This is a genomic window from Marinomonas profundimaris (assembly GCF_000508165.1).
Lineage (GTDB): Bacteria > Pseudomonadota > Gammaproteobacteria > Pseudomonadales > Marinomonadaceae > Marinomonas > Marinomonas profundimaris.
Genome location: NZ_AYOZ01000003.1, coordinates 41,494 through 65,591, shown reverse-complemented (window position 1 = coordinate 65,591; position 24,098 = coordinate 41,494). Strand labels below are relative to the sequence as shown.

The 24,098-nt window shown below is 43.3% G+C and carries 20 protein-coding genes and 2 tRNA genes; 5 read left to right on the top strand and 17 right to left on the bottom strand.

All coding sequences use genetic code 11. From position 1 onward, the window contains the following. Window positions 1-21 precede the first annotated feature (21 nt). From D104_RS0118655 to D104_RS22225, 8 genes are all read right to left on the bottom strand, one after another. The gene (locus tag D104_RS0118655) at window positions 22-1,845 is read right to left on the bottom strand and encodes a SurA N-terminal domain-containing protein (RefSeq protein WP_031214462.1); all 1,824 of its coding nucleotides are present in this window, start codon (window positions 1,843-1,845) and stop codon (window positions 22-24) included. Window positions 1,846-1,920: 75 nt separating this feature from the next. Further along, window positions 1,921-1,997 (bottom strand) — tRNA-Asp (locus tag D104_RS22255). Between the two features lie 7 nt (window positions 1,998-2,004). Further along, entirely contained in the window at window positions 2,005-2,277 is a 273-nt protein-coding gene (locus tag D104_RS22250; protein ID WP_024022860.1) for an HU family DNA-binding protein, read from the bottom strand. A gap of 125 nt (window positions 2,278-2,402) precedes the next feature. After that, window positions 2,403-4,796: an endopeptidase La gene (lon, locus tag D104_RS22245; RefSeq protein ID WP_024022859.1), complete on the bottom strand. Its 2,394-nt coding sequence runs from the start codon at window positions 4,794-4,796 to the stop codon at window positions 2,403-2,405. A gap of 215 nt (window positions 4,797-5,011) precedes the next feature. Continuing rightward, a complete protein-coding gene (clpX, locus tag D104_RS22240) occupies window positions 5,012-6,292 on the bottom strand; it encodes an ATP-dependent protease ATP-binding subunit ClpX (RefSeq protein ID WP_024022858.1) in 1,281 nt (426 codons plus the stop codon). Between the two features lie 15 nt (window positions 6,293-6,307). Next, window positions 6,308-6,940 (bottom strand): ATP-dependent Clp endopeptidase proteolytic subunit ClpP, encoded by a 633-nt coding sequence (gene clpP / locus D104_RS22235; RefSeq protein ID WP_024022857.1) that lies wholly within the window; start codon window positions 6,938-6,940, stop codon window positions 6,308-6,310. A 74-nt stretch (window positions 6,941-7,014) separates the two neighbouring features. Next, window positions 7,015-8,340: a trigger factor gene (gene tig, locus D104_RS22230; RefSeq protein WP_024022856.1), complete on the bottom strand. Its 1,326-nt coding sequence runs from the start codon at window positions 8,338-8,340 to the stop codon at window positions 7,015-7,017. 118 nt (window positions 8,341-8,458) lie between these two features. Next, window positions 8,459-8,535, bottom strand: a tRNA-Arg gene (locus tag D104_RS22225). Between the two features lie 328 nt (window positions 8,536-8,863). On the opposite strand from D104_RS22225, the gene D104_RS22220 reads away from it, so the two are divergent. Together D104_RS22220 and D104_RS22215 are read left to right on the top strand one after the other, a co-directional pair. Next, window positions 8,864-9,688, top strand: coding sequence for a YihY family inner membrane protein (locus D104_RS22220; protein WP_024022855.1), 825 nt, complete (start codon window positions 8,864-8,866; stop codon window positions 9,686-9,688). 54 nt (window positions 9,689-9,742) lie between these two features. Further along, complete coding sequence (locus tag D104_RS22215) at window positions 9,743-10,294, top strand: hypoxanthine-guanine phosphoribosyltransferase (RefSeq protein ID WP_024022854.1); 552 nt, start codon at window positions 9,743-9,745, stop codon at window positions 10,292-10,294. A 77-nt stretch (window positions 10,295-10,371) separates the two neighbouring features. On the opposite strand, the gene sthA is transcribed toward D104_RS22215, so the two are convergent. The 9 genes from sthA to D104_RS22170 form a co-directional block, all read right to left on the bottom strand. Beyond that, window positions 10,372-11,766, bottom strand: a complete 1,395-nt coding sequence (gene sthA, locus D104_RS22210; RefSeq protein WP_024022853.1) for a Si-specific NAD(P)(+) transhydrogenase — start codon at window positions 11,764-11,766, stop codon at window positions 10,372-10,374. A 20-nt stretch (window positions 11,767-11,786) separates the two neighbouring features. Beyond that, window positions 11,787-12,020 carry a (Na+)-NQR maturation NqrM gene (gene nqrM, locus D104_RS22205; RefSeq protein ID WP_024022852.1) on the bottom strand — a complete coding sequence of 78 codons (234 nt, stop codon included), beginning with the start codon at window positions 12,018-12,020 and terminating at the stop codon, window positions 11,787-11,789. A gap of 32 nt (window positions 12,021-12,052) precedes the next feature. Beyond that, window positions 12,053-13,066 (bottom strand): FAD:protein FMN transferase, encoded by a 1,014-nt coding sequence (locus tag D104_RS22200; RefSeq protein WP_024022851.1) that lies wholly within the window; start codon window positions 13,064-13,066, stop codon window positions 12,053-12,055. 63 nt (window positions 13,067-13,129) lie between these two features. Beyond that, window positions 13,130-14,356, bottom strand: coding sequence for an NADH:ubiquinone reductase (Na(+)-transporting) subunit F (gene nqrF / locus D104_RS22195; protein ID WP_024022850.1), 1,227 nt, complete (start codon window positions 14,354-14,356; stop codon window positions 13,130-13,132). 42 nt (window positions 14,357-14,398) lie between these two features. After that, window positions 14,399-15,007: an NADH:ubiquinone reductase (Na(+)-transporting) subunit E gene (gene nqrE / locus D104_RS22190; protein ID WP_024022849.1), complete on the bottom strand. Its 609-nt coding sequence runs from the start codon at window positions 15,005-15,007 to the stop codon at window positions 14,399-14,401. After that, window positions 15,008-15,670 (bottom strand): NADH:ubiquinone reductase (Na(+)-transporting) subunit D, encoded by a 663-nt coding sequence (locus D104_RS22185; protein WP_024022848.1) that lies wholly within the window; start codon window positions 15,668-15,670, stop codon window positions 15,008-15,010. Further along, the gene (locus D104_RS22180; protein ID WP_024022847.1) at window positions 15,670-16,470 is read right to left on the bottom strand and encodes a Na(+)-translocating NADH-quinone reductase subunit C; all 801 of its coding nucleotides are present in this window, start codon (window positions 16,468-16,470) and stop codon (window positions 15,670-15,672) included. Before D104_RS22180 ends, D104_RS22185 begins: the two co-directional genes overlap by 1 nt. Next, entirely contained in the window at window positions 16,463-17,659 is a 1,197-nt protein-coding gene (locus tag D104_RS22175) for an NADH:ubiquinone reductase (Na(+)-transporting) subunit B (protein WP_024022846.1), read from the bottom strand. Before D104_RS22175 ends, D104_RS22180 begins: the two co-directional genes overlap by 8 nt. A 3-nt stretch (window positions 17,660-17,662) precedes the next feature. Beyond that, the gene (locus D104_RS22170; protein ID WP_024022845.1) at window positions 17,663-19,000 is read right to left on the bottom strand and encodes a Na(+)-translocating NADH-quinone reductase subunit A; all 1,338 of its coding nucleotides are present in this window, start codon (window positions 18,998-19,000) and stop codon (window positions 17,663-17,665) included. Window positions 19,001-19,440: 440 nt separating this feature from the next. Between D104_RS22170 and folX the strand changes: the two genes are divergently transcribed. Genes folX through D104_RS22155 form a run of 3 tightly spaced genes read left to right on the top strand, consistent with a single transcriptional unit; the run spans window position 19,441 to window position 24,023 of the window. After that, complete coding sequence (folX, locus tag D104_RS22165) at window positions 19,441-19,809, top strand: dihydroneopterin triphosphate 2'-epimerase (protein ID WP_024022844.1); 369 nt, start codon at window positions 19,441-19,443, stop codon at window positions 19,807-19,809. 6 nt (window positions 19,810-19,815) lie between these two features. Next, window positions 19,816-23,226: a transcription-repair coupling factor gene (gene mfd / locus D104_RS22160; RefSeq protein WP_024022843.1), complete on the top strand. Its 3,411-nt coding sequence runs from the start codon at window positions 19,816-19,818 to the stop codon at window positions 23,224-23,226. Then, window positions 23,223-24,023 (top strand): hypothetical protein, encoded by an 801-nt coding sequence (locus D104_RS22155; protein ID WP_024022842.1) that lies wholly within the window; start codon window positions 23,223-23,225, stop codon window positions 24,021-24,023. Before mfd ends, D104_RS22155 begins: the two co-directional genes overlap by 4 nt. Window positions 24,024-24,098 lie beyond the last annotated feature (75 nt).

Here is a 24,098-nt window from a genome sequence, read left to right as displayed (position 1 = left end):
TTTTTGAAGCAAAATTTGCGATTAACGTACAACTTCCGCTTTATTTTTCAATAGATCTTGCTGACCCTGGGTACTCAAGCTTGCTTGAGTTTGATTCAAATAACGTTCGTAAGCTTGCTTTTGATCATCAGGAGTAGACTGATCACCCACTTCAACGCTATTCAGTCGAATCAATGCCAAATCACCATTTGCTAAACCTTTCACTTCAACAACAGGACTTCCTTCTGGATGCGCTAAAGAGAAAGCCAACGATGTCAATTCATCCTGCCCTCGCTTCGCACTCACAACAGAAGACCACGCCGTGTCACTTGATTCTTTAGCTGCATTGGCTTTTTCTCGAAGAGACGCAACCGCTTTATTTTGCACAACTATGGAAGCAACTTGCTCCTTAGTATCTTCATAAGACTGAATGGCTTCCTGTTTATGATCATTTAAATGCAACACGGCGATCTGATCATCATTGAGTTCAATCAAATTACTATTTTGATTATCTTCCAATACAGAAACACCAAATGCAGCCGCAATAACGGCCGCATTGCTTGTTACTTCATCTGAACCTCCATCACGTCCGAAATAGGCACTTTGCAGAACATCCACGCCGTACTCTTTCGCAATAACATTCAGCGTATCACTCGCATAAGCCAAGTCAGTAATATCTTCATGGGCCGTCAAGAGAGCGTCTCTGGCTTTATCATCAAGAATTTTTTGCTTTAACACTGCCTCTTGAGAAGCAAACGTTGGCACATCTGGCGTCGTAATGTCATTCAATTTAATAAGGTGATAACCAAATTCGGTTTTGACCGATTTAACCTCACCTTTTGACATTGAGAACAATACATCATCAAACGCTTCATCTATTGTGCCTTTTTCGACATAACCTAGATTACCGCCATCATTTTTAGAACCAATATCGTCAGAATATTCAGCCGCCAACTCTGTAAAGGTATCACCAGATTTCAGCTTAGACTGTACTTCTTCTAGACGCTTTTGAGCGTCCTCGTCACTTCGATCTGATGTATCGATCAGAATATGTGACGCAGATCGTTCTTCTTGAACAAGCCCAGAAACAGACGCTTGGTAAGCATCTTGTAATTCTGCCTCAGTCACACTGACCTTGCTATAAAAGTCTGAGCTAGAAATGACGACGTAATTCACCTTAACTTGTTCAGGTGTTTTAAAGCTTTCTTTATTGGCTTCGTAATATGCCATCAGCTCTTCATCTGAAACGCTCGTATTCTCAGATTCATCCGCCAAGGAGAAAGACACGTAATCATATGTTCTTTCTTGTGATTGAAGCTGAGAAACACTGTTAATTTGGTAAGGCAATACAAATTCAGATCCAGCAATCGCATTTCGAGGCTGCTGAATCAAAACATCTTGCTTAATACGCTCTTTAAAAGCCAATGGTGTAAAGCCAAGAGAGCGAATGAAATTTAGGTACTTATTTTGATCAAATTGGCCATCAGTTTGAAACTGCTCAGCTTGCAATAAGTAAGCATCGACTTGAGCATCCGAAACCCCCAAGCCCAAACCTGTTGCTTGATTCGCCAACACAACACGTTGAACCAACTCATCCAGCGCTCTGCGCTGCAGCAAATTATCTTCCAGTAATGCGGGATTAACTTGCCCACCCATCATTGAAATTAATTGTCGACGTTGAGTTTCTGCGCCTTGTAGCATCTGTGTACGGGTAATTTCAACCCCATCAACTTCCGCAACGGTGTTCGAAGAATTGAAACTATTGACCAAGGCATCTACGCCAAATAGAGCAAAAGTCACAACGATAAAACCAACTATGATCTTTACCACAATGCCTTGTGACTTATCTCTGATATCTTGGAGCATTGCTGCCTCCGAATAAGTTAATGAATAACAAATAAAAAAGGTGCATTCCGCTTGGAATACACCTTTTGTGTCTAATGGCGGAACAGACGGGACTCGAACCCGCGACCCCCTGCGTGACAGGCAGGTATTCTAACCAACTGAACTACTGCTCCAAAAACATTAGTTTACAGCGTCTTTAAGACCTTTACCGGCTTTGAAACCAGGCACTTTCGCTGCTTTAATTTGGATTTCCTCACCAGTTTGAGGATTACGGCCTGTACGCGCCGCACGTTCTTTTACTGCAAAAGTACCAAAACCAACTAGTGTAACCTGGTCACCTTTTGCCAAAGCCGCTTCAATTGCTTTTAAAGTAGCGTCAAGAGCATTGTTTGCAGAAGCTTTAGATAAATCAGCAGACGCCGCAATAGCATCAATCAATTCAGATTTGTTCACGTTGTACCCCTTCAGTATTTTCTTGGATCCTTAGTTTTTTTCGGCGCAGTATAAATGCCTACCGACAAGGCCGAGCGAGAAGTTATACAAGCCCGACCTACTCCCTGTCAACACAGGATATGCCCTTAATGATGACTCACAGTTTCTTGTTCATCAACAGTTTTTTCACTCGAAGGTAAGGTTTCTACCTTTTTTGGTGAAGGAATGTACTCTAAAGCAATATCCAGTACTTCATCTATCCATTTAACAGGAATGACTTCAATGTCCGCCTTGATATTATCAGGAATCTCTTTTAAATCACGAGCATTTTCTTGCGGAATAATAACAGTTTTTATCCCACCCCTGTGAGCTGCCAAGAGCTTCTCTTTCAGTCCACCTATAGGTAACACCTCTCCGCGGAGTGTAATCTCCCCAGTCATAGCCACAGAGGCCTTAACAGGGATCTTTGTAAGTACGGAAACAATGGCCGTGCACATAGCAACACCTGCACTCGGACCATCCTTCGGCGTAGCCCCTTCTGGAACGTGCAAATGAAGGTCTGTTTTCTCATGAAAATCTTCGTCAATTCCAAGTCCAATTGCGCGACTTCTTACGACCGTCAAGGCTGCTTGTATGGATTCTTGCATCACATCACCCAGCGACCCAGTCTTAACATGACGACCTTTACCAACAACACCAGCCGCCTCTATCGTCAATAATTCACCGCCAACAGATGTCCAAGCCAAACCCGTCACTTGTCCAATTTGATTTTTTTCTTCTGCTTTTCCATAACTAAATTTATGAACACCAGAGAAATCTTCCAAATTTTCACTTGTCACTTCGACCGCTTTTAGTTCTTTTTTAGCACCTAGCGCTTGTTTTTTGACAACGCGACGGCAAATTTTACTCAGCTCACGCTCCAGTCCACGAACACCGGCCTCCTTCGTGTAATAACGAATAACGTCCATCAACGCGCTATCAGAAACCTGAATTTCACTTTCTTTTAGGCCCGCTAACTTAATTTGCTTCGGCAATAGGTAACGCTTAGCAATATTTAGCTTTTCATCTTCTGTGTAACCAGGAATGCGGATCACTTCCATACGATCAAGTAATGGCCCAGGAATATTCATACTGTTGGATGTACAAATAAACATCACATCTGAAAGGTCAAAATCCACTTCAAGATAATGATCATTAAAAGTATGATTTTGCTCTGGATCAAGCACCTCCAACAAGGCAGAAGCGGGATCTCCGCGCTGATCCATGCCCATTTTATCTATTTCATCAAGTAAAAAGAGTGGGTTTTTCACCTTCACTTTAGCCAATTTCTGAAGCAGTTTACCCGGCATAGAGCCAATATATGTACGACGATGTCCACGAATTTCCGCCTCATCTCGAACACCACCCAACGCCATGCGGATATATTTTCGGTTAACCGCTTTTGCAATGGATTGCCCCAAAGACGTTTTACCAACACCTGGCGGCCCTACCAAACACAATACTGGCCCCTTCACTTTCTTAACTCGCTGTTGCACTGCAAGAAACTCTAAGATCCGCTCTTTCACATCCTGAAGACCGTAGTGATCTTGATTCAAGATTTTTTCAGCGTACGCCAAATCGTTACGAACTTTACTGCGTTTTTTCCAAGGCAAAGACGTCAACCAATCTATATAACCTCGAACAACCGTCGCTTCGGCAGACATCGGCGACATCATACGCAGCTTTTTAAGCTCAGCCTCGGCCTTTTCTTGCGCCTCTTCAGACATGCCAACTTCAGCGATTTTTTCTTGAAGAAGGTCTAGCTCATTACCACCATCCTCCATATCGCCCAATTCTTTTTGAATGGCTTTCATTTGCTCATTCAAGTAATACTCGCGCTGGCTTTTTTCCATTTGCTTTTTAACACGGCTACGAATGCTTTTTTCTAGGTGTGCTATGTCTAGCTCGCCATCCATTAAGCCAATAAGGTATTCGCCGCGACCAGTAAGGGAGTCGACCTCCAATACTTTTTGCTTATCTTCGAGCTTCAAGCTCATATGACCAGTAATATTATCAATAAGCTTTGAAAGATCGTCGATGGATTTTAATGACGCCACAACCTCAGCAGGAATGCGCTTACTGCCAGCAACATATTCATCTAGCTGTTTAAGCAAAGCATTGCGAATCACGCCATGCTCAGTCTGGTCTTCTTCCTGTAGATCGAGCTCGACAACACCACCCAAAACAAAACCATCTGCGTCTTCCATTTTTTCAAGACGAGCACGTTTAGCGCCTTCAACTAATACCTTAACCGTTCCATCGGGTAAGCGTAGTAATTGCATCACTTTCGCCGTAGTACCAATCGAATAAAGGTCCTCTAGCGCTGGATCATCCTTAGACGCATCTTGTTGAGCAACAAGAAACACATATTTATCATTTTCCATAGCAGACTCTAACGCCGCGATGGATTTAGCCCGACCAACGAACAACGGCAGAACCATATGAGGATAAACAACCACATCACGAAGTGGCAGCATTGGCAGGAGCAAAGAATCTGTCATATTTTTTTCCAATCCGGGCGCATCAAGAAAAGCGCACTTTATATTTCAACATTGATTAGGAAAGAGATAGGGGCAAAGCCTAGGATTACAAGCGCAATCCTCACTTCAATTTAGCCTACTTAACATTAAAAAAACGAAACGCAATAAAAAAAGGCCGAAATCAAGTAATAAAACTCAACCTCGGCCTTATATTTCAATTTGCTTGGCGCTATGAGCTAGGCGTTTTTTGCCAACTCTTCTTTTTCTAACACCATAAGAGGCGAAGACTCTCCACGCATTGAAGGACCATCCATTACGACTTTTACTACATCATTACGAGTAGGAAGATCGTACATACAATCCAACAAAGCAGACTCTAAAATGCTACGCAAACCACGCGCACCCGTTTTACGTTCCAGCGCTAAAATTGCCGCTTCACGCAAGGACTCTGGCGTAAATTCCAACTCAACACCTTCCAATTCAAAAAGATGTTGATATTGCTTCACAAGCGCATTCTTTGGCTGGCTCAAGATAGTCATCAAAGCCTCTTCATCCAGTTCAGAAAGCGTTGCCACTACCGGCAATCGTCCAACAAATTCTGGAATCAGACCAAATTTCACTAAATCTTCCGTTTCCACACGATGAACCGCTTCTGAGAAAGACTTACCTTCGTCTTTGCTTTTCACCGTTGCAGAAAAACCAATACTACTTTTTTCTGTTCTATCACTAATAACGCGCTCTAATCCAGCGAACGCACCACCACAAATAAACAGAATATTAGAAGTATCGACTTGCAAGAATTCTTGCTGAGGATGCTTACGACCACCCTGAGGAGGAACAGAGGCAACCGTACCTTCAATCAATTTAAGCAAAGCTTGTTGAACACCTTCACCAGACACATCACGCGTGATAGATGGGTTGTCCGATTTTCTAGAGATTTTGTCTATTTCATCGATATAAACAATACCTCGTTGGGCCTTCTCAACATCATAATCGCAATTTTGAAGCAATTTTTGAATGATGTTTTCCACATCTTCACCAACATAACCCGCTTCGGTCAGTGTTGTTGCATCTGCAATGGTAAAAGGCACATCCAATACACGAGCCAATGTTTGAGCCAACAGCGTTTTACCGCTACCCGTTGGACCAATCAGCAAAATATTACTCTTGCCAAGCTCTATACTGGTATCTGTTTTACCTTGATGACGCAGTCTCTTGTAGTGATTATAAACCGCTACTGCCAAGACTCGTTTTGCCTTGTCTTGCCCAATAACATAATCGTCCAGTGCCGCGCTCAATTTTGACGGCGTAGGTAATTCATCAGCTGACTCGCCGCCTTCATTAATTTGAGACAACTCTTGTGTAATGATGTTATTGCATAAATCTACGCATTCATTACAAATATAAACCGATGGCCCAGCGATAAGTTTTTTTACTTCGTCCTGACTCTTTCCGCAAAAAGAGCAATACAATAACCGATCGGAGTGGTCGCCACGGCTAAAATTATCATCCGACATTATTCCACCCTTTTCTTAAACTGTTCGTTTTTGCAAAATATCATCAATCAAGCCATATTCTTTTGCCGTTTCAGGATTCATGAAGTTATCACGGTCCGTATCAATCGCAACTTGCTCAATTGGCTTGCCTGTATGAAAAGAAATAATTTCATTTAATTTATGCTTGATACTTAAAATTTCACGCGTGTGAATCTCAATATCCGAAGCCTGCCCTTGATAACCACCAAGCGGCTGATGAATCATAACGCGTGAATTTGGCAAACAATAACGCTTACCTTCCGCACCCGCCGTCAACAACAAAGCCCCCATACTGGCCGCTTGACCAATACACATCGTACTTACATCAGGCTTAATAAATTGCATTGTATCATAAATAGACATTCCAGCCGTTACCGAACCACCTGGAGAGTTAATATACAAATGAATGTCTTTATCTGGGTTTTCCGACTCCAAAAATAACAACTGAGCCACAACCAAGTTCGCCATGTGATCTTCAACTTGACCAACCAAAAAAATCACTCGCTCTTTCAGTAAGCGAGAGTAAATATCAAATGATCTTTCTCCACGAGCAGTCTGCTCAATAACCATTGGAACTAGGCCATTACTTGTGATCGCAACAGGACCGGTAGTTGGGTTCGTCAAATTCATATCGCATTCCTTAAAACAAAAAAGTCGACACAGCAAATGCTATGTCGACCTTATTAAAAAAGATAAGACGAGTCTTATGCTTCTTCCCCAGCCTCTTCAGCTTGGGCATTTGGCTTGATAGCGTCTTCATACCCCAATGTCACTTCAGTAACTTGGGCAGATTCTAACAGTTTATCAACAACTTGCTCTTCAAGTACAGCAGATTGCACTTGAGATAGCTGCTCTTTGTTCTTAAGGTAGAAATCAATAACTTGCTGTGGCTCTTGGTAAGCCTGAGCCATATCTTCCAAGAAAGCACGAACACGATCGTCATCTACTTTCAAATCGTCTTGCTTGATCACTTCAGAAATCAACAGACCAAGTTTAGCGCGTTTTGTCGCTTCTTCTTGGAACAATTCTGCAGGTAACTGAGAAGCATCAAAGCCTTCACCGCCGAATTGACTAGCAGCTTGCTTACGAAGTGCATCAACTTCTTGATCAACCAACGCAGAAGGCACTTCCACTTCATTGATAGACAATAGACCATCAAACAAAGCGTTTTTCAATTTCGCTTTAACCGCTTGATTCAACTCGCGCTCCATGTTTTTACGCACTTCTGCACGCAAAGCAGCAATCGTCGCCTCTTCTAGGCCAAATTTCTCAACAAACGCATCATCCAATTCTGGAAGCACTTGTTCAGCTACTTCAGACACAGTGATTTTAAAGCTAGCTTCTTGACCTTTTAGGTTTTCAGCTTGGTAATCATCTGGGAACGTCACAGAGATTGTACGCTCTTCACCTGCTTTAGCTCCTACGATACCCGTTTCAAATCCTGGGATCATAGTGTTAGAGCCAAGTACCAATTTGTGAGCTTGAGCAGCACCACCTTCAAATGCTTCGTCACCTAGGTAACCAACAAAATCGATTGTAACCTGATCGCCATCAGCAGATGCACGCTCAACAGCAGTCCATTCAGCATTCTGTTTACGCAATGTTTCCAACATAGTATCAACGTCTGCATCTGTAACATCAGAAACAACACGATCAACTTTGATTGCTGCGTTATCCGCTAGGGCAACTTCTGGGTAAACCTCAACCTTAACAACAAACTCAAGATCAGAACCTTCAGCGAAGTTCTTAGGCTCAATAGAAGGCATACCTGCTGGTTGAATAGATTCTTTTTGAATCGCTTCTACATAAGCATCACGCATGATTTGCTCTACAGCGTCCATGCGAATACCTTGACCGTAACGTTTCTTCACAACGCTAACAGGAACCTTACCTTTACGAAAACCATCGATGCTAATTGTTTTCGCCGTTTTAGCCACTTCAGAACTTACTTTTTCGTCAACACGAGCAGCTGGAACACTGATTGTTAGAACGCGCTCGATTGAAGACGTTGTCTCTACAGAAACTTGCATAAAACTTCCTCTCGGGAACTTGCTTTAATTTGTTGGAAAATTTGACATTTACAATGACATTCATTCAATTACAACCAACAAAACCTAAATTAAAAATCATTAGAGTAATGGACTGAAATGGTGCTCCGTACTGGATTCGAACCAGTGACCTACCGCTTAGAAGGCGGTTGCTCTATCCAACTGAGCTAACGGAACTAAGCTCATTACATTTCATTTGGTGGGCTATTATAGGGATGGAATACCAATCGTCAACCAATAGACATAAAAAAGCCCAGTAAACTGGGCTAAAATGACTATTTGCAACCAAGGAACAGAGAATAGTGAATATCCACTCCCCCGCAGCACAAATATCACAAAAGGAACACGATAAATATTACAAGCAGAGCGCTTAAATAACAAGCAGAGTGCGCTAAAAGGGATCATGTTGCACTGTATTTGTGCAATGTTCATTAAATAGAAGTTTTTATAAACTCTTTATAAGCTGTGATATTGTTGTCACTCATTTAACCGAGCCCTATCCACCATGCCAGATCGACTAATGTATTTTTTCCTCACCGTCAAACGTTATGGCCATCTAACAGTAACCAGATTTCAAAATAGCAACCTCACACAAAGAGCCGCCCAGCTAACGCTGTCCAGCTTATTGGCTGCAGTACCCATCATCACCATTATTCTAGGCATACTAAGTTTCACTCCAGCCTTAGAAGCCATGCAAGCACAATTATTTCAGTTACTTGAACAGCATTTAGCTCCTGGCTCCAGTGATGTCATGCTGCCTTACTTAATAAAGTTTTCTACTCAAACTAAAAATCTACCCATTGCAGGACTGGTCGCGCTCTTTTTAACCGCGTTACTCTTACTCAATACGTTTGAAAGCAGCGTGCAATCAATATGGGAAATAAAGAAAACACGCAAACTAAGAGAGCGATTATTAACCTATTGGGCCATCCTAACATTAGGGCCAATCATATTCGCCACATCATTAAGCCTGTACGGCACACTTATTTCCATCCAGATACACGATACAGAAACCAGCATTTGGTTTAATTATTTATTAGAGTTAGGCAGTATTACGCTGTATTTCCTCATGCTCTTAACATTGAACTTTTTAACCCCGAATGCCGACGTTTCAATAAAATGGGCCGCGATATCTGCATTAGCAGGTAGCATTGGACTTTACATTTTAAACAGCATATTTGGCTCTTTCGCACATTTTTTCACCAGCTACCAGGTAGTGTATGGTGCATTTGCTGCTATACCTATATTTCTGGTCTGGTTACAGGGCTCATGGCTGGTCGTTCTCGCCTCCATTTGCCTTTGCGCAACATTACACAATATAAAAACTTAGCATCTGGTCAGGATTAATGTAAAATCCCGCCAATTTTCTACAATAGGGCTCACCATGACGAACACAATCAACGACCTAAACAAAATTTTAGATGAAGCAGATTGCTTAGTCGACGAAACAAAACTGAATGACGCTCTAGATAAAATGGCCACTCAGATCACTGCAGAACTTTCTGACAAACTCCCACTTGTTCTTTGCGTTATGAATGGTGGACTGATCCCAACGGCAGCATTGATAGAAAGATTAAACTTTCCACTTGAGCTTGATTACATCCACGCCACACGCTATGGCATGGAAACAGAAGGCGCATCATTAAATTGGTTAAGCTACCCACAGACCAGCTTAAAAAACAGAAACATACTTGTCGTCGATGACATTTTCGACCAAGGACACACGCTGCAAGCTATTACCCAATGGCTCGAAGCTCAAGAAACTAACAGCGTCTATACCGCCACCGTCATCAACAAATTGCATGATCGCAAAACAGACATGACACCAGACTATATTGGCACCGATGTCGCCGACCGCTTCCTCTTCGGGTATGGAATGGATTACAAAGGTTTCTTTAGAAACCTAAAAGGCATTTACGCCATCAAAGGCAGCTAATCAACACCAAATTCTGAACAAAAAAAAGCGCCTCCCACAATAGTGGGAGGCGCTTTTTTTGCAATCATACAAAGTAATTAAAACACTCGGTTAAAACCATTCAATGCCGCAACACGATACGCTTCCGCCATCGTTGGGTAGTTAAACGTCGTATTTAGGAAATATTTTAGTGTGTTCTGTTCACCTGGCTGTTTCATAATCGCTTGACCGATATGAACAATCTCCGACGCTTGGTCACCAAAACAATGAATCCCCAACAACTCAAGCGACTCTCGGTGGAAAAGAATTTTCAACATACCAACCGCTTCACCAGTAATTTGCGCTCGCGCTGTATTCTTAAAGAACGCACGACCCACTTCATAAGGTACTTTTTCAGCCGTTAATTCAGCCTCAGTCTTACCAACAGAACTGATCTCAGGAATCGTGTAAATACCTGTCGGCACTTCACTGATAAATTCACCGCCAGCCGCCCCAAACATATTTGCCGCCGCTGCGCGCCCTTGGTCATAAGCTGCACTCGCTAGGCTTGGCCAACCAATCACATCACCTGCAGCATACACATTGTCGACCTGAGTCTGATAGGTATCATTCACCGCAAGCTGGCCACGACTATTAACGTCTAGATCAATAGATTCCAGGCCTAAATTATCCGTATTACCGGATCGACCATTACAGAATAACAACGCATCAGCACGCAATTTCTTACCTGACGCCATATGCATCACAACACCACGATCCGTCGTCTCGACTGAATCATAAGTTTCATTATGTCGAATAAGAACACCACCATCTCGCAAGTGATAACTCAACGCATCGGTGATTTCATCATCCAAGAAGCTCAGTAACTTTTTAGCCGGATTAATCAATTCAACCCGTACACCCAAACCACAAAAAATTGAAGCGTATTCACAACCGATAACACCCGCGCCATAAATAATTAAAGAGCGAGGCGTATGACTTAAACTTAAAATAGTGTCAGAGCAATATATGCGAGGATGAGCAAAATCAATATTTGCAGGGCGATATGGGCGAGAGCCAGTAGCAATAACAACTTTATCCGCTACAAGCAATTCAGGCCCTTTTTCGTATGTATTAACTTCAATAGTATTCGCATCTTTAAACTTTCCTCTTCCGAAGAAGATATCAATTCGGTTACGCGCATAATACTCAGTACGGCCCATTACTTGCTGATCGATCACTCGGTTTGCTCGATCCAATACTTTAGGAAATGAGAACCAGCGAGGCTCACCAATATCGCGAAACATAGGGTTAGTATTAAAGACAATGATCTCTTTAACAGCATGACGCAATGCCTTTGAAGGGATGGTACCCAAATGCGTACAACTTCCGCCCACTTGCGAGCTAGCCTCAACAACAGCCACTCTTTTACCCGCTTTTGCAGCACTCATTGCTGCGCCTTCACCCGCAGGGCCTGTACCTAAAACCACTACATCATAATGTCTCGTTGTCATAATACCCTCTTTCAATTCAATTATTTAGATGCGTCATAAAACGTGTCATCGGAGACTTTTTTCGCAGCGCCATTTTTCGTTTCTTCTTCACACTTACCTTTGTCGCCACCACAAATGTCACAAGCCACTTCCATACCCAAAGAACTCATGCCACCACAAGAACCTGAGATTGGCTTTCTTCCCATCAACACACCCACTGACATGGCAGCAACCAATAAAAGCATAAGGACAAACGCTAGAATAATCGTCAACATAAGACCACCCTTAAAAAATTAAAAAAATCAACTCATTGTAAATAAGGTTTAAAAGCATCAGACGGATGCTCTTCAAAACCAAAATCTGTCTTGACCAGCAAATAAGCGGCAATGCCATTCTTCTGCGCAAACTCGAACCCTTTTTGAGGCCCAAGAACAGTAATCGCTGTTGCAAGACCATCTGCCATGGTCGTCGTTTTATCTACCACGGTAACAGAAACCAACCTGTGTGTAATCGGACGCCCTGTTACAGGACTAATCGTATGAGAATAGCGCACACCATTCTCTTCAAAATAGTTTCGGTAATCACCCGATGTTGCAACTGCCACATCCGCTACCGGAATGATTCTCTCTGCAATATCATGACCACCGGCAGGACTCTCTATCGCCACTCGCCAAGGCGTACCATCAACCTTCAAGCCTTTGGATAAGATCTCACCACCCACTTCAACCAAATAGCTTTCAATACCGCTATTTTGTAATACTTGCGCGACCATATCCACGCCGTAGCCTTTTGCAATCGAAGACAAATCCACATAAATGTCTTTTTTCTTCGTTAGTCGGCGACCGTCAAGCTGTAAATACTGATAACCAACTCGTAATTTCGCCTCATCAATTGACTCTTGAGTTGGCACTTTATCTTCTCGCTTCCCCGGCCCAAACCCCCATAAGTTAACCAAGGGGCCTATAGTCACATCGTATTCACCACCGCTCATGTCACTGATCAGTAAAGCCTTATCAATCACATACACCATGTCTTCACTAACAGTAGAGGACTTATTCGCTGGCAGCTTATTGAAAACCGAAAGCTCCGAGTTTGGATCATATGTCGACATCAGCTTATTAACCCTAACCAATGCAGCATCAACACCATGCTTTAGATCCCGAGAGCTTTCAACATCATTCGTGGTATAAAACTTCACCGTATACGTTGTGCCCATTGTAGGGCCGGAAAAACTCAACAGCTCAGGAGTAAAAACAAAAAAGCGATAAACCGTCGCAATAACGATAAGTAGGAAAGCAGAAAATAATATTTTTTTACGCATAAAAAGTCTTTCTAGTAGTCAATAAAATAAAGACCCACCAAAAGGTGGGTCTTTATTTAGGTGCTAGCCGCCGAAATCATCCAATAGGATATTTTCTTTTTCTACACCAAGATCTTCCAACATTTTAATAACAGAAGCATTCATCATTGGAGGTCCACACATGTAGAACTCACAATCTTCTGGTGCCGGATGGTCTTTCAAATAGCTCTCATAAAGAACATTATGAATGAAGCCAGTCTTACCTTCCCAGTTATCTTCAGGCTGAGGATCCGAAAGCGCCAAATGCCACTCAAAATTCTCGTTCTCTGCTTGAAGCTGGTCGTACTCTTCCATATAGAATGCTTCACGCATACTACGAGCACCATACCAAAAAGTAATTTTACGCTTTGAGTTTAAGCGTTTAAGCTGATCAAAAATATGTGAGCGCATTGGTGCCATACCAGCACCACCACCAACAAACACCATTTCAGCTTCGGTGTCTTTAGCAAAAAACTCACCAAATGGACCGTATACTTTTATCTTATCGCCAGGCTTAAGACTGAACACATAAGACGACATTTGACCAGGAGGTAGATCATCTTTACCTGGAGGCGGCGAAGCAATACGAATATTGAACTTAACAATGCCTTTTTCTTCAGGATAGTTTGCCATTGAGTAAGCACGGATAACGGTTTCATCAACCTTAGAAACGAATTTCCAAAGGTTAAATTTATCCCAGTCACCACGATATTCTTCTTCAATATCAAAGTCTTTGTAGTTCACCGTATGCGCTGGCGCTTCAAGTTGAACATAACCACCCGCACGGAAATCAACGTTTTCACCTTCAGGCAATTTTAACGTCAACTCTTTAATGAAGGTTGCTAGGTTAGGGTTTGACTCAACAGTACATTCCCAAGCCTTAACGCCAAACACTTCTTCAGGCACCTCTACATCCATGTCTTGCTTTACAGCAACCTGACAGGAAAGACGATAGCCTTCTTTTTCATCACGGCGCGTAAAATGAGACTGCTCAGTAGACAGCATAGAACCGCCACCACTTGTCACTTTACATTTACACTGAGCACAAGTACCACCGCCACCACAGGCAGACGATAGAAAAATGCCACTGTTCGCCAAAGTTTGAAGTAATTTACCGCCAGCTGGCGCGGTTACTTCTTTTTCACCATTGATGCGAATTGTAACGTCCCCAGTACTTACCAAACGAGCACGAGCAGCAAGTATAATTGCCACTAACGCAAGCACGATAGCTGTGAACATCACCACACCTAGAATAATTTCTAAGTTGACCATGTTAGTTAAACCTTATTCTTGGTTGTCTAAATGTGCCGCCTATTACAGCTGCACACCAGAAAATGACATAAAACCTAAACTCATCAGACCAACAGTAATAAACGTGATACCAAGACCACGAAGACCTGCAGGAACATCTGAATATTTAAGTTTCTCCCGAATACCGGCTAGCGCAGCAATCGCCAACGCCCAACCAACACCAGCACCTACACCGTAAACAAGACTTTCACTAAAGTTATAGTCACGCTCAACCATGAACAAAGAAGCACCCATGATGGCACAGTTCACTGTGATAAGTGGCAAAAACACGCCCAGCGCGTTGTACAGAGCGGGCATGTATTTATCTAATGTCATTTCCAGTATTTGAACCACAGCAGCAATAACACCAATGTAGCTCAACAAACCTAGAAAACTAAGATCAACACCTGGAAGACCAGCCCAATCAAGTGCACCATCAACCAAAAGGTTTTGATACAAAAGATTATTCAGCGGAACCGTAATTGCCAAAACAACCACAACCGCGATACCTAAACCAATCGCTGTCTCAACTTTTTTGGACAAAGCCAAAAAAGTACACATACCAAGGAAGAAAGCCAATGCCATGTTTTCTACAAACACAGCTTTAACGAACAAACTAATTAAATGTTCCATTTAGAGCGCCTCCTGTGCACGTGAATTGGCAGCAATCTTAAATTCAGGCTCTTCAACTTGTTCTGTTTTGTAAGAACGTAACACCCAAATTACCAAGCCAATAACAAAGAATGCGCTTGGAGGTAAAAGCATTAAGCCATTAGGCTGATACCAACCACCATTTTGGATAGTCGCGAATATCTCGACACCAAACAACTTACCTGCGCCTAGCAATTCACGGAAGAAAGCAACAACGATCAACATCGCGCTGTAACCTAAACCGTTACCAATACCATCCACAAAGCTCATGACTGGACCGTTTTTCATAGCAAACGCTTCTGCGCGGCCCATTACGATACAGTTAGTGATGATCAAACCAACGAAAACAGAAAGCTGCTTACTAATTTCGAAAGCAAACGCCTTAAGGACTTGGTCAACCACGATTACCAAAGAAGCAATAATGATCATTTGAACAATGATACGAATACTGTTTGGAATATGGTTACGAATGATCGCAATAAAGAAGCTAGAGAACGCAGTTACCAAGGTTAAGGCAATTGCCATAACCAAACTAACACTCAGACTACTCGTCACCGCCAACGCTGAACAAATACCCAAAATTTGCAATGCAATTGGATTATTCGCAAGAATCGGCCCAAAGAGGACTTTTTTCACATCAGACATTATTGAGCTCCTTCGCTACGAAGTTTTGCCAAGAAAGGACCAAAGCCTTCCTCACCTAACCAGTATTGAACAAGATTAGTGACACCACGACTTGTCAAAGTAGCACCTGACAAACCATCCACCTTATGAATTGCATTTGGATCAGAGCTATCTACGCCACCTTTAGCAAGCTGAAGAACCGCCTCGCCTTGATCGTCATAAACCTCTTTGCCCTTCCACAACGCCTTCCAATTAGGATTATCTACTTCGCCACCCAACCCAGGCGTTTCGCCCTGAGAATAGAAGCCAAAGCCGATCACAGTATTGAAGTCATTTTTCAACGCCATGAATCCATACATAGTAGACCATAGGCCATAACCATGAACCGGAAGGATGATTCGATCGATGTCATCACCAGATTTAACGAGATAAATCGCTGAAAAATTTGCTCGGCGCTTAATGCTCGCCGGATCATTTTCGCCACTCAAAGCAACTGACAACTGAGGATTTTTTGCTGCTGCTTTTTGATCATAAGTCGCTGGATTGATACCCGCCGCCTTAATCTCAGCCTCTGTCGCAAAAACACCGGTTTGCAAATTGACGATGCGTGTTTCTACCGTCTGAAAGACTTCATCAATTGACTTACCAGGAACAAGCATGCCAGCCGCAGACAAAATATTACGTTTACGGTCTAGATCCTTATTGGCATTTTGGATTGGCTTAAGCCCTACTGCTGCCGCGGCAACAAAAATAGAACAAACCAAACACAAGGACAAGGCAACTATAATGGTTTTTTGAATACTATCGTTACTGCTAGCCATTGCGTGCAATCCTCCGCTTAATGTTTGCCTGAATCACAAAGTGATCGATAAATGGTGCAAACAAATTCGCAAATAAAATTGCCAACATCATACCTTCTGGGTACGCAGGGTTAACAACTCGAATGAGAACAACCATCAAACCGATTAATGCGCCATAGAACCATTTACCACGATTCGTCATCGATGCAGATACTGGATCCGTCGCCATGTACATCATACCAAACGCAAAGCCACCCAAAACAAGGTGCCAATACCAAGGCGTTGAGAACATAGGGTTCGTTTCGGAGCCGATCACATTAAACAATGCAGACGTCAGAACCATACCTAACATAACACCAGCAACAATACGCCACGCCGCAATTCGCATAATCAGCAACGCACTACCGCCAATCAAGATAGCCAGAGTCGATGTTTCACCCATTGAACCTTGAATAAAGCCGAAAAATGCATCCGTCCACGCTACTGTCAAACCTGGCACACCGTCTGCTGCAAGCTGACTTAACGCCGTCGCACCAGAGAATCCGTCTACCGCTGTCCATACCGCATCACCAGACATAGACGCTGGGTATGCAAAGAACAAAAAGGCACGGCCTGCTAACGCTGGATTCAGGAAGTTTTTGCCCGTGCCGCCAAAGACTTCTTTCGCAAGCACAACACCAAAACTGATACCTAGGGCAACTTGCCACAAAGGAACCGTTGCAGGTAAAGACAAGGCAAACAGAATAGACGTTACAAAGAAGCCTTCGTTTATTTCATGCTTACGCACGGAAGAAAACAAAACTTCCCAAAAACCACCAACAGCAAAGGTAACAAGATAAACAGGCAAAAAATACATTGCACCGTAAACCATATTGTCCCATATGCTTGAGGCATCATAATTGGTCAATGCACCAATAATATCATGGCGCCAAGAGTCCGCTGCCGTAACGCCCATGACGTCCATTGCCGTGTTCGCTTGCAAACCGATGTTATACATACCAAAAAACATCGCTGGAAATGTACACATCCAAACCAAGATCATGATGCGCTTCATATCGACCGCGTCACGAACATGAGAGCCATTTTTGGTAACCGAACTTGGACGGTAAAAAATAGTATCGACCGCTTCAAAAAGCGCATACCATTTTTCGTATTTACCACCTGAGTGAAACTCAGGTTCTATTTTATCGAGTACTTTTCTAAGCCCCATGAATTAACCCTCTTTCTCTATTAGAGTTAGGCAATCACGAAGGATCGGACCATATTCGAACTTACCTGAACAACTGTAAGTACACAAAGCCAAATCTTCATCATCCAACTCAAGCGCACCAAGCTTTTGAGCTTGCTCCGTATCATTCACAACCAACGCACGCAGCAATTGAGTTGGTAAGATATCAAGCGGCATAACGCGCTCGAAATTACCAAGTGGCAACATGGTACGATCACTACCATTGGTGGTTGTTGTCATATCGAATGATTGCTTACCAGTGAGTTTGGATAGAAACACATTCATAAGAGAGTGTTTTTCTACACCGGCACGAAGATAATGCATCATCTGACGTTCACGACCTTCAAGCAATACAGACACTTGATTGTGGTAACGCCCTAAATAAGAAAAAGAGCCAAAAGCATTACGACCAGAAAGTACGGAACCTGAAACAATACGATTATCACCTTCAGCCAGCTCGCCCGCCAACAAATCGTCTAGATTTGCGCCAATTTGCGTGCGAAGTAGACGTGGATTTTTCACTTGCGGTCCGGCCAAAGCAATAACGCGCTCAACACTAAGTTCACCAGTGACAAATAATTTGCCTACAGCAACAACGTCTTGGTAATTAATAGACCAAACTGTTTTCTTATCGCTTACTGGATCAAGAAAGTGAATATGCGTTCCTGCATTACCAGCGGGATGCACACCAGAGAACTCTTCTACAGTGACATCAGACGTCGTCGGAATTTTTGTGTTTGGTGCTTTACAAACAAACACTTTACCTTCCGTCAAACGAGCCAAAACCGTCAAGCCGTCTGCAAACGCTTCTGCCTGATCAGCTAGCACAACTTCAGGGGAAGCCGCTAACGGATTAGTATCCATCGCTGTAACAAAGATAGAACTCGGTACTGAAGCAACTTCAGGCACTTTTGAGAATGGACGCGTACGAAATGCTGTCCATAATCCAGATCCAACCAGATTCTCAACAACTTTACTGCGTTCTAAAGATTTTAATTCAGAGCCAGAATAAGCAGCAAAGGTTTCTGACTCGTCACCTTCGACACGAATAACAACAGATTGAAATACGCGTCTTTCGCCACGATTAACCGCCGTTATTGTTCCAGAAGCAGGTGCGGTGTACTTAACACCTTCCGTTTTCTTATCTGTAAAGATAACCTGCCCTTTCTTAACCTTATCCCCTTCCTTAACCAACATGGTGGGTTTCATTCCATGGTAGTCAGGACCAATCACAGCAACCGTCTTTGCGGCAGCAGCCGCCTCAATCACTTGATTGGGAGCACCTGAGATCGGCAGATCCAGGCCTTTTGTAATTTTATACATATGTTCTGCCCAACAATAAATTGAACACAAAAAGCGTAATGTGTCATGCCTACACCCCCCTCCGGGAAAACATGCATAAGCGAACAACCAATATTAAATTAATTGTAAAACACAAACTCACTTCACCAAAAAACCGACGTATTATAAAGATCATTAACGACATTGACCAGCGCATAGCGTCGTCTTTAAGCACCAACCCTGACTTAAAAGCCCCACTTTGTCCTTATTGATTGACCTTACATACTAAAAAGTACATTTTTTGCTTATAAATCACCGCACTCAGGAGCTCACTTACTCCTTTGACGTTACAAAAAAATCAAATCCAAATTACACAATCACGAGTATACAAACAGATCACATTTACTAAGTTGCCATACTAGATTGAAAACGACACAATATCGCCTAACACATGAATCAGCTCAAAATACGGAAGCACCATTATGATTAAACCAGAAGCTCAAATTCATATTAAAAACTTACGTTTACGAACCTATATTGGATTCAATGATTCAGAGACAAAAAACAAACAAGACATCATTATCAACGCCTGGATTCACTACCCAGCCACTCAAGCGTACGACACAGACAATGTTGAAAATGCTGTAAACTACAGAACACTCTGTAAAGAAATGATAGCTCATACTGAAAACAACCGCTTTTTTTTACTAGAAAAGCTCACCGCAGACCTGCTTGAACTTTGCATGACCCCCAGCAATGTCACCTTCGCGAAGATCGAGGTAGCCAAACCACACGCTTTACGCTTTGCGGATTCCGTGTCCCTTACACTCTCCGCCAACCGAGATCAGTAAAACAACATGCCCGAGACAACACTCACACTAAAACCCGGCTTCAAAAATGTAATTGACGGACTCAATGGCAGCCGTAAGGCCCTACAACTTATCGCCATTGCCTCTCAACATAAGCTACCCATTCTTTTTATGGCCAACACCGTCGGCGAATTAAATGAGCTGGAAGACGAACTGCGCTTTCTAAACCAGAACAAAAAAGAACTACTTAGATTCAGTGACTGGGAAACGCTGCCATACGATGCTTTCTCACCACATCAAGACATTGTTTCTCAACGGCTCGAAACACTCGCCAAGCTAACCGAAACAAAAAACCCAATCATTCTTACCACTGTTGCGTCTTGCTTAACTCGACTTTGCCCAAAACAGCATCTAGACGCTCAGCGGTTCCATTTAAAAGAAGGCCAAGAACTACCATTAGAACAACTGTCTCAAAAACTCACCAATGCGGGTTATTTGAACGTCGACAATGTCCACGAACATGGCGAATACGCCATTCGCGGTGCATTAATGGACGTATACCCAATGGGAGCCGAAAACCCTATAAGAATTGACTGGTTTGACAATGAAATCGAATCCATTCGATGGTTTGATCCCGAGACCCAACGCAGCATAAATAAAGTCAGCGAAATAAAAATGCTGCCGGCAAAAGAATTTCCGACCACCTCACAAGGCATTCAACAGTTTCGGAAAGCCTTTCGCGAACGCTTTAACGCCTCGCCGCTTTCAAACCCAATCTATCAAGATATTTCAAGCGGACTCATTCCTGCTGGCATAGAGTATTATTTACCTCTATTTTTCGAAGCAACCGCCAATGTATTCGACTACCTTCCTGGCAACACACTGATCATTCGCTCAGACACCTTTAACGAACAACTCGCCAGCATTCAACTCGACTTCAAAACACGCCACGAATCACTTAATTACAATATAGAGCGCCCAATTCTAAAGCCGGACGAAGTCTGCCTACGAGAAGACGAACTGTTTTCCATACTTAACCAGTTCCCGTCGGTTATTTTTTCAGCAAATGGCGAACACCCACTTTATAAAGCACCGAATTCAGTAAAAATCGAATCCAAAGCCGCTGAGCCACTGCATAAACTACAACACTTTTTGAATAACACCCACACCAGAACACTCATCGTAGCGGAATCGGCAGGCCGCCGAGAAGCACTACTTGAGCTGCTTAAAAAGCATAAAATCAAACCCAAGCAAGTGAACAACTGGGAAGCATTTACAAAATCCTCCCAGTCGCTCGCCATCACAGAAGGTCGCATTAGTCGCGGATTTATAATCGACAATGACATCACCCTTATTGCGGAAAGCGAAATACTGGGTGAGCGTGTTTCACAACACCGTCGACGCAACAAACACAGCGATATCAATGAAGATGCGATCATTCGCAATCTGACCGAACTGAGAATGAATGCACCTGTTGTGCATATTGATCACGGCGTTGGGCGCTATCTTGGCCTCACCAACTTACAAATCGATGGACAAGAAACGGAATTACTCACTCTCGGTTACGCCAACGACGCTAAACTCTACGTCCCTGTGTCTTCTCTACAATTAATTTCCCGCTACACTGGCGCCGACGAAGACACCGCGCCACTGCACAAACTTGGCACAGACAAATGGAGTGTCGCCAAACAAAAAGCCGCCGAAAAAGCCCGCGACACCGCCGCCGAATTGTTAGAAATTTACGCCCAACGCGAAGCACGTGTGGGGTACGCATTCGCAAAACCAGACGACCAATACGAACTATTTTCAGCAGGCTTTCCCTTTGAGGAAACACCAGACCAACAAATGGCGATCGATGCCGTTATGCAAGACATGATAGGCAAAAAGCCGATGGACCGACTTATCTGTGGTGACGTAGGGTTCGGCAAAACCGAAGTCGCTATGCGAGCCGCTTTTTTGGCGGTTCAGGACGGAAAACAAGTTGCCGTTCTGGTTCCTACCACCTTACTGGCTCAGCAACATTACGAGAATTTTTGTGACCGATTTGCCGATTGGCCCGTTGAAATAGAGCTCTTATCTCGCTTTCGCTCTGGCAAGCAATCCAACACATCCATTGAGCGCTTAGAGTCAGGAAAGGCGGACATTGTTGTTGGCACACACAAACTGATTCAAGGTGATATCCGGTTTTCTAACCTAGGATTGGTCATTATCGATGAAGAACACCGGTTCGGCGTAAAGCAAAAAGAACAGTTTAAAACCCTAAGAGCCGAAGTCGACATTTTAACACTGACAGCAACACCAATCCCTAGAACGCTAAATATGTCTTTGTCGGGCATTCGTGATTTATCGATTATTGCCACGCCTCCCGCAAAACGCTTGTCAGTAAAAACCTTCGTAAAACAAAAAGATGCACATCAAATAAAAGAGGCTATTTTACGAGAGCTTCATCGTGGTGGTCAGGTTTATTACTTACACAACGAAGTACAAACTATTCAAAAAGCCGCCGAAGAGCTCGAAGAGCTCATTCCCGAAGCGCGAGTCATCGTCGGCCACGGCCAAATGCGCGAGCGAGAGCTCGAACAAGTCATGTCTGACTTTTACCACAAAAGAGCCAACGTACTGGTCTGCTCAACCATTATTGAAACCGGCATCGACATTCCTAATGCCAACACCATTATTATCGAGCGCGCGGATAAGTTTGGCTTAGCTCAACTTCATCAACTGCGAGGCCGAGTCGGCCGCTCTCACCATCAAGCGTACGCGTATTTGCTCACGCCTAACGACCGAAAAGTAACCGGGGATGCGGAAAAACGCTTGGAAGCCATTACATTGGCCGACACACTTGGCGCCGGATTCACACTGGCCACTCACGATTTAGAAATTCGCGGTACTGGTGAACTATTAGGTGACGGCCAAAGTGGGCATATTGAACATGTCGGCTTCTCTTTGTTTATGGACATGCTCGACAGAGCCGTGAAATCTTTAAAAAATGGCGAATCTCCCGATGTCGACATTACCTCGCCAGCACAAACCGATGTCAATCTGCGCGTACCTGCGCTGATTCCAGAAGACTATTTGGGCGATGTGCACTCTCGATTGATTCTGTATAAGCGCATTGCCAGTGCGAAAGTCAGTGAAGAATTAAAAGACCTGCAGGTCGAAATGATCGACCGCTTTGGCCTTTTGCCTGACGCAACAAAGAACCTTTTCAGACAAACTGAGCTAAAACTGAAAGCAGAAGCACTCGGCATCAATAAGATTGAAGCCAATGCAAAAGAGGGTAAAATTTTCTTTAACAGCAAAACACCGGTTGATCCGATGAAGTTAATTCGACTTATTCAGACACAACCTGACAGCTATAAACTCGTAGGATCTGACACTTTGAAATTCCTAGCGCCAATGAACAGCGCGGAAGATCGCTTCCAACAAACCACAAAGACTTTGGAACTATTACATTGAAATCCTTAACCATTACGCTTGTCGCCTTAACATTATTTAATACAAACCTGTTTGCCGAAGACAGCGACATTAATCCAGATACCGCCAGAGCCTATGAAGGCTACTTGGTGACTTTTATGTGGCCAGAAGGGCAATCGAGTGAGCAAATTCGCTACAAAAATGTACTAACCACCGAAAACCTTCTTCGACTCACGCCTGACGAGGAAGATAAAGCGGATCTTATCGATGACACTCACGCTTCTCCTTTCACAGAAATAGAAGAAAAACTTGGCCGACACGTGACCGTATTGTCAAATCAAAAGTGGACACTGATTTTCAAATATCCAGGCGACACCATCAGCAAAAGTTTTCATAGTAAACAAGAAAAAGACGGCTACCCAGAACTCACTGGTGACATAGCAATTAAACTGGGTCGTTACCTCGAATCAGATATCCACTATCAACATTATCTATTTGATAGCTTCACTCAACCAAACAATCCGGCACGCATCGACGCAGCGACCGAGAGACAACAATCCTCCTTATTTTTCTCACAAAGGCCGAGCGAGCCAGAAGAACAAGTAGAACTGAAAGCATTTGACCCTGCATTAGTATTGACGCTCAACCTGCTCAATAAAACCGCCAGTAAAAAAGTCAACTATCTCGATCACCCAACCATTGGCACCCTACTTTACTTTGAGCCCATTGAGCTGGAAGACGCGATGGCGAAAATTGCCCTACAATCCATGACACCCGAAACCGGCACGAGCTTGAACTATGACGAACTACAAAGCACCAACGAGCTTACCAAGCCATAGCCACACAAATTAAACATCAAAAAAAAGGATGGCACGTTAAACGCACCATCCTTTTTTTATAACTAAGAACGTATT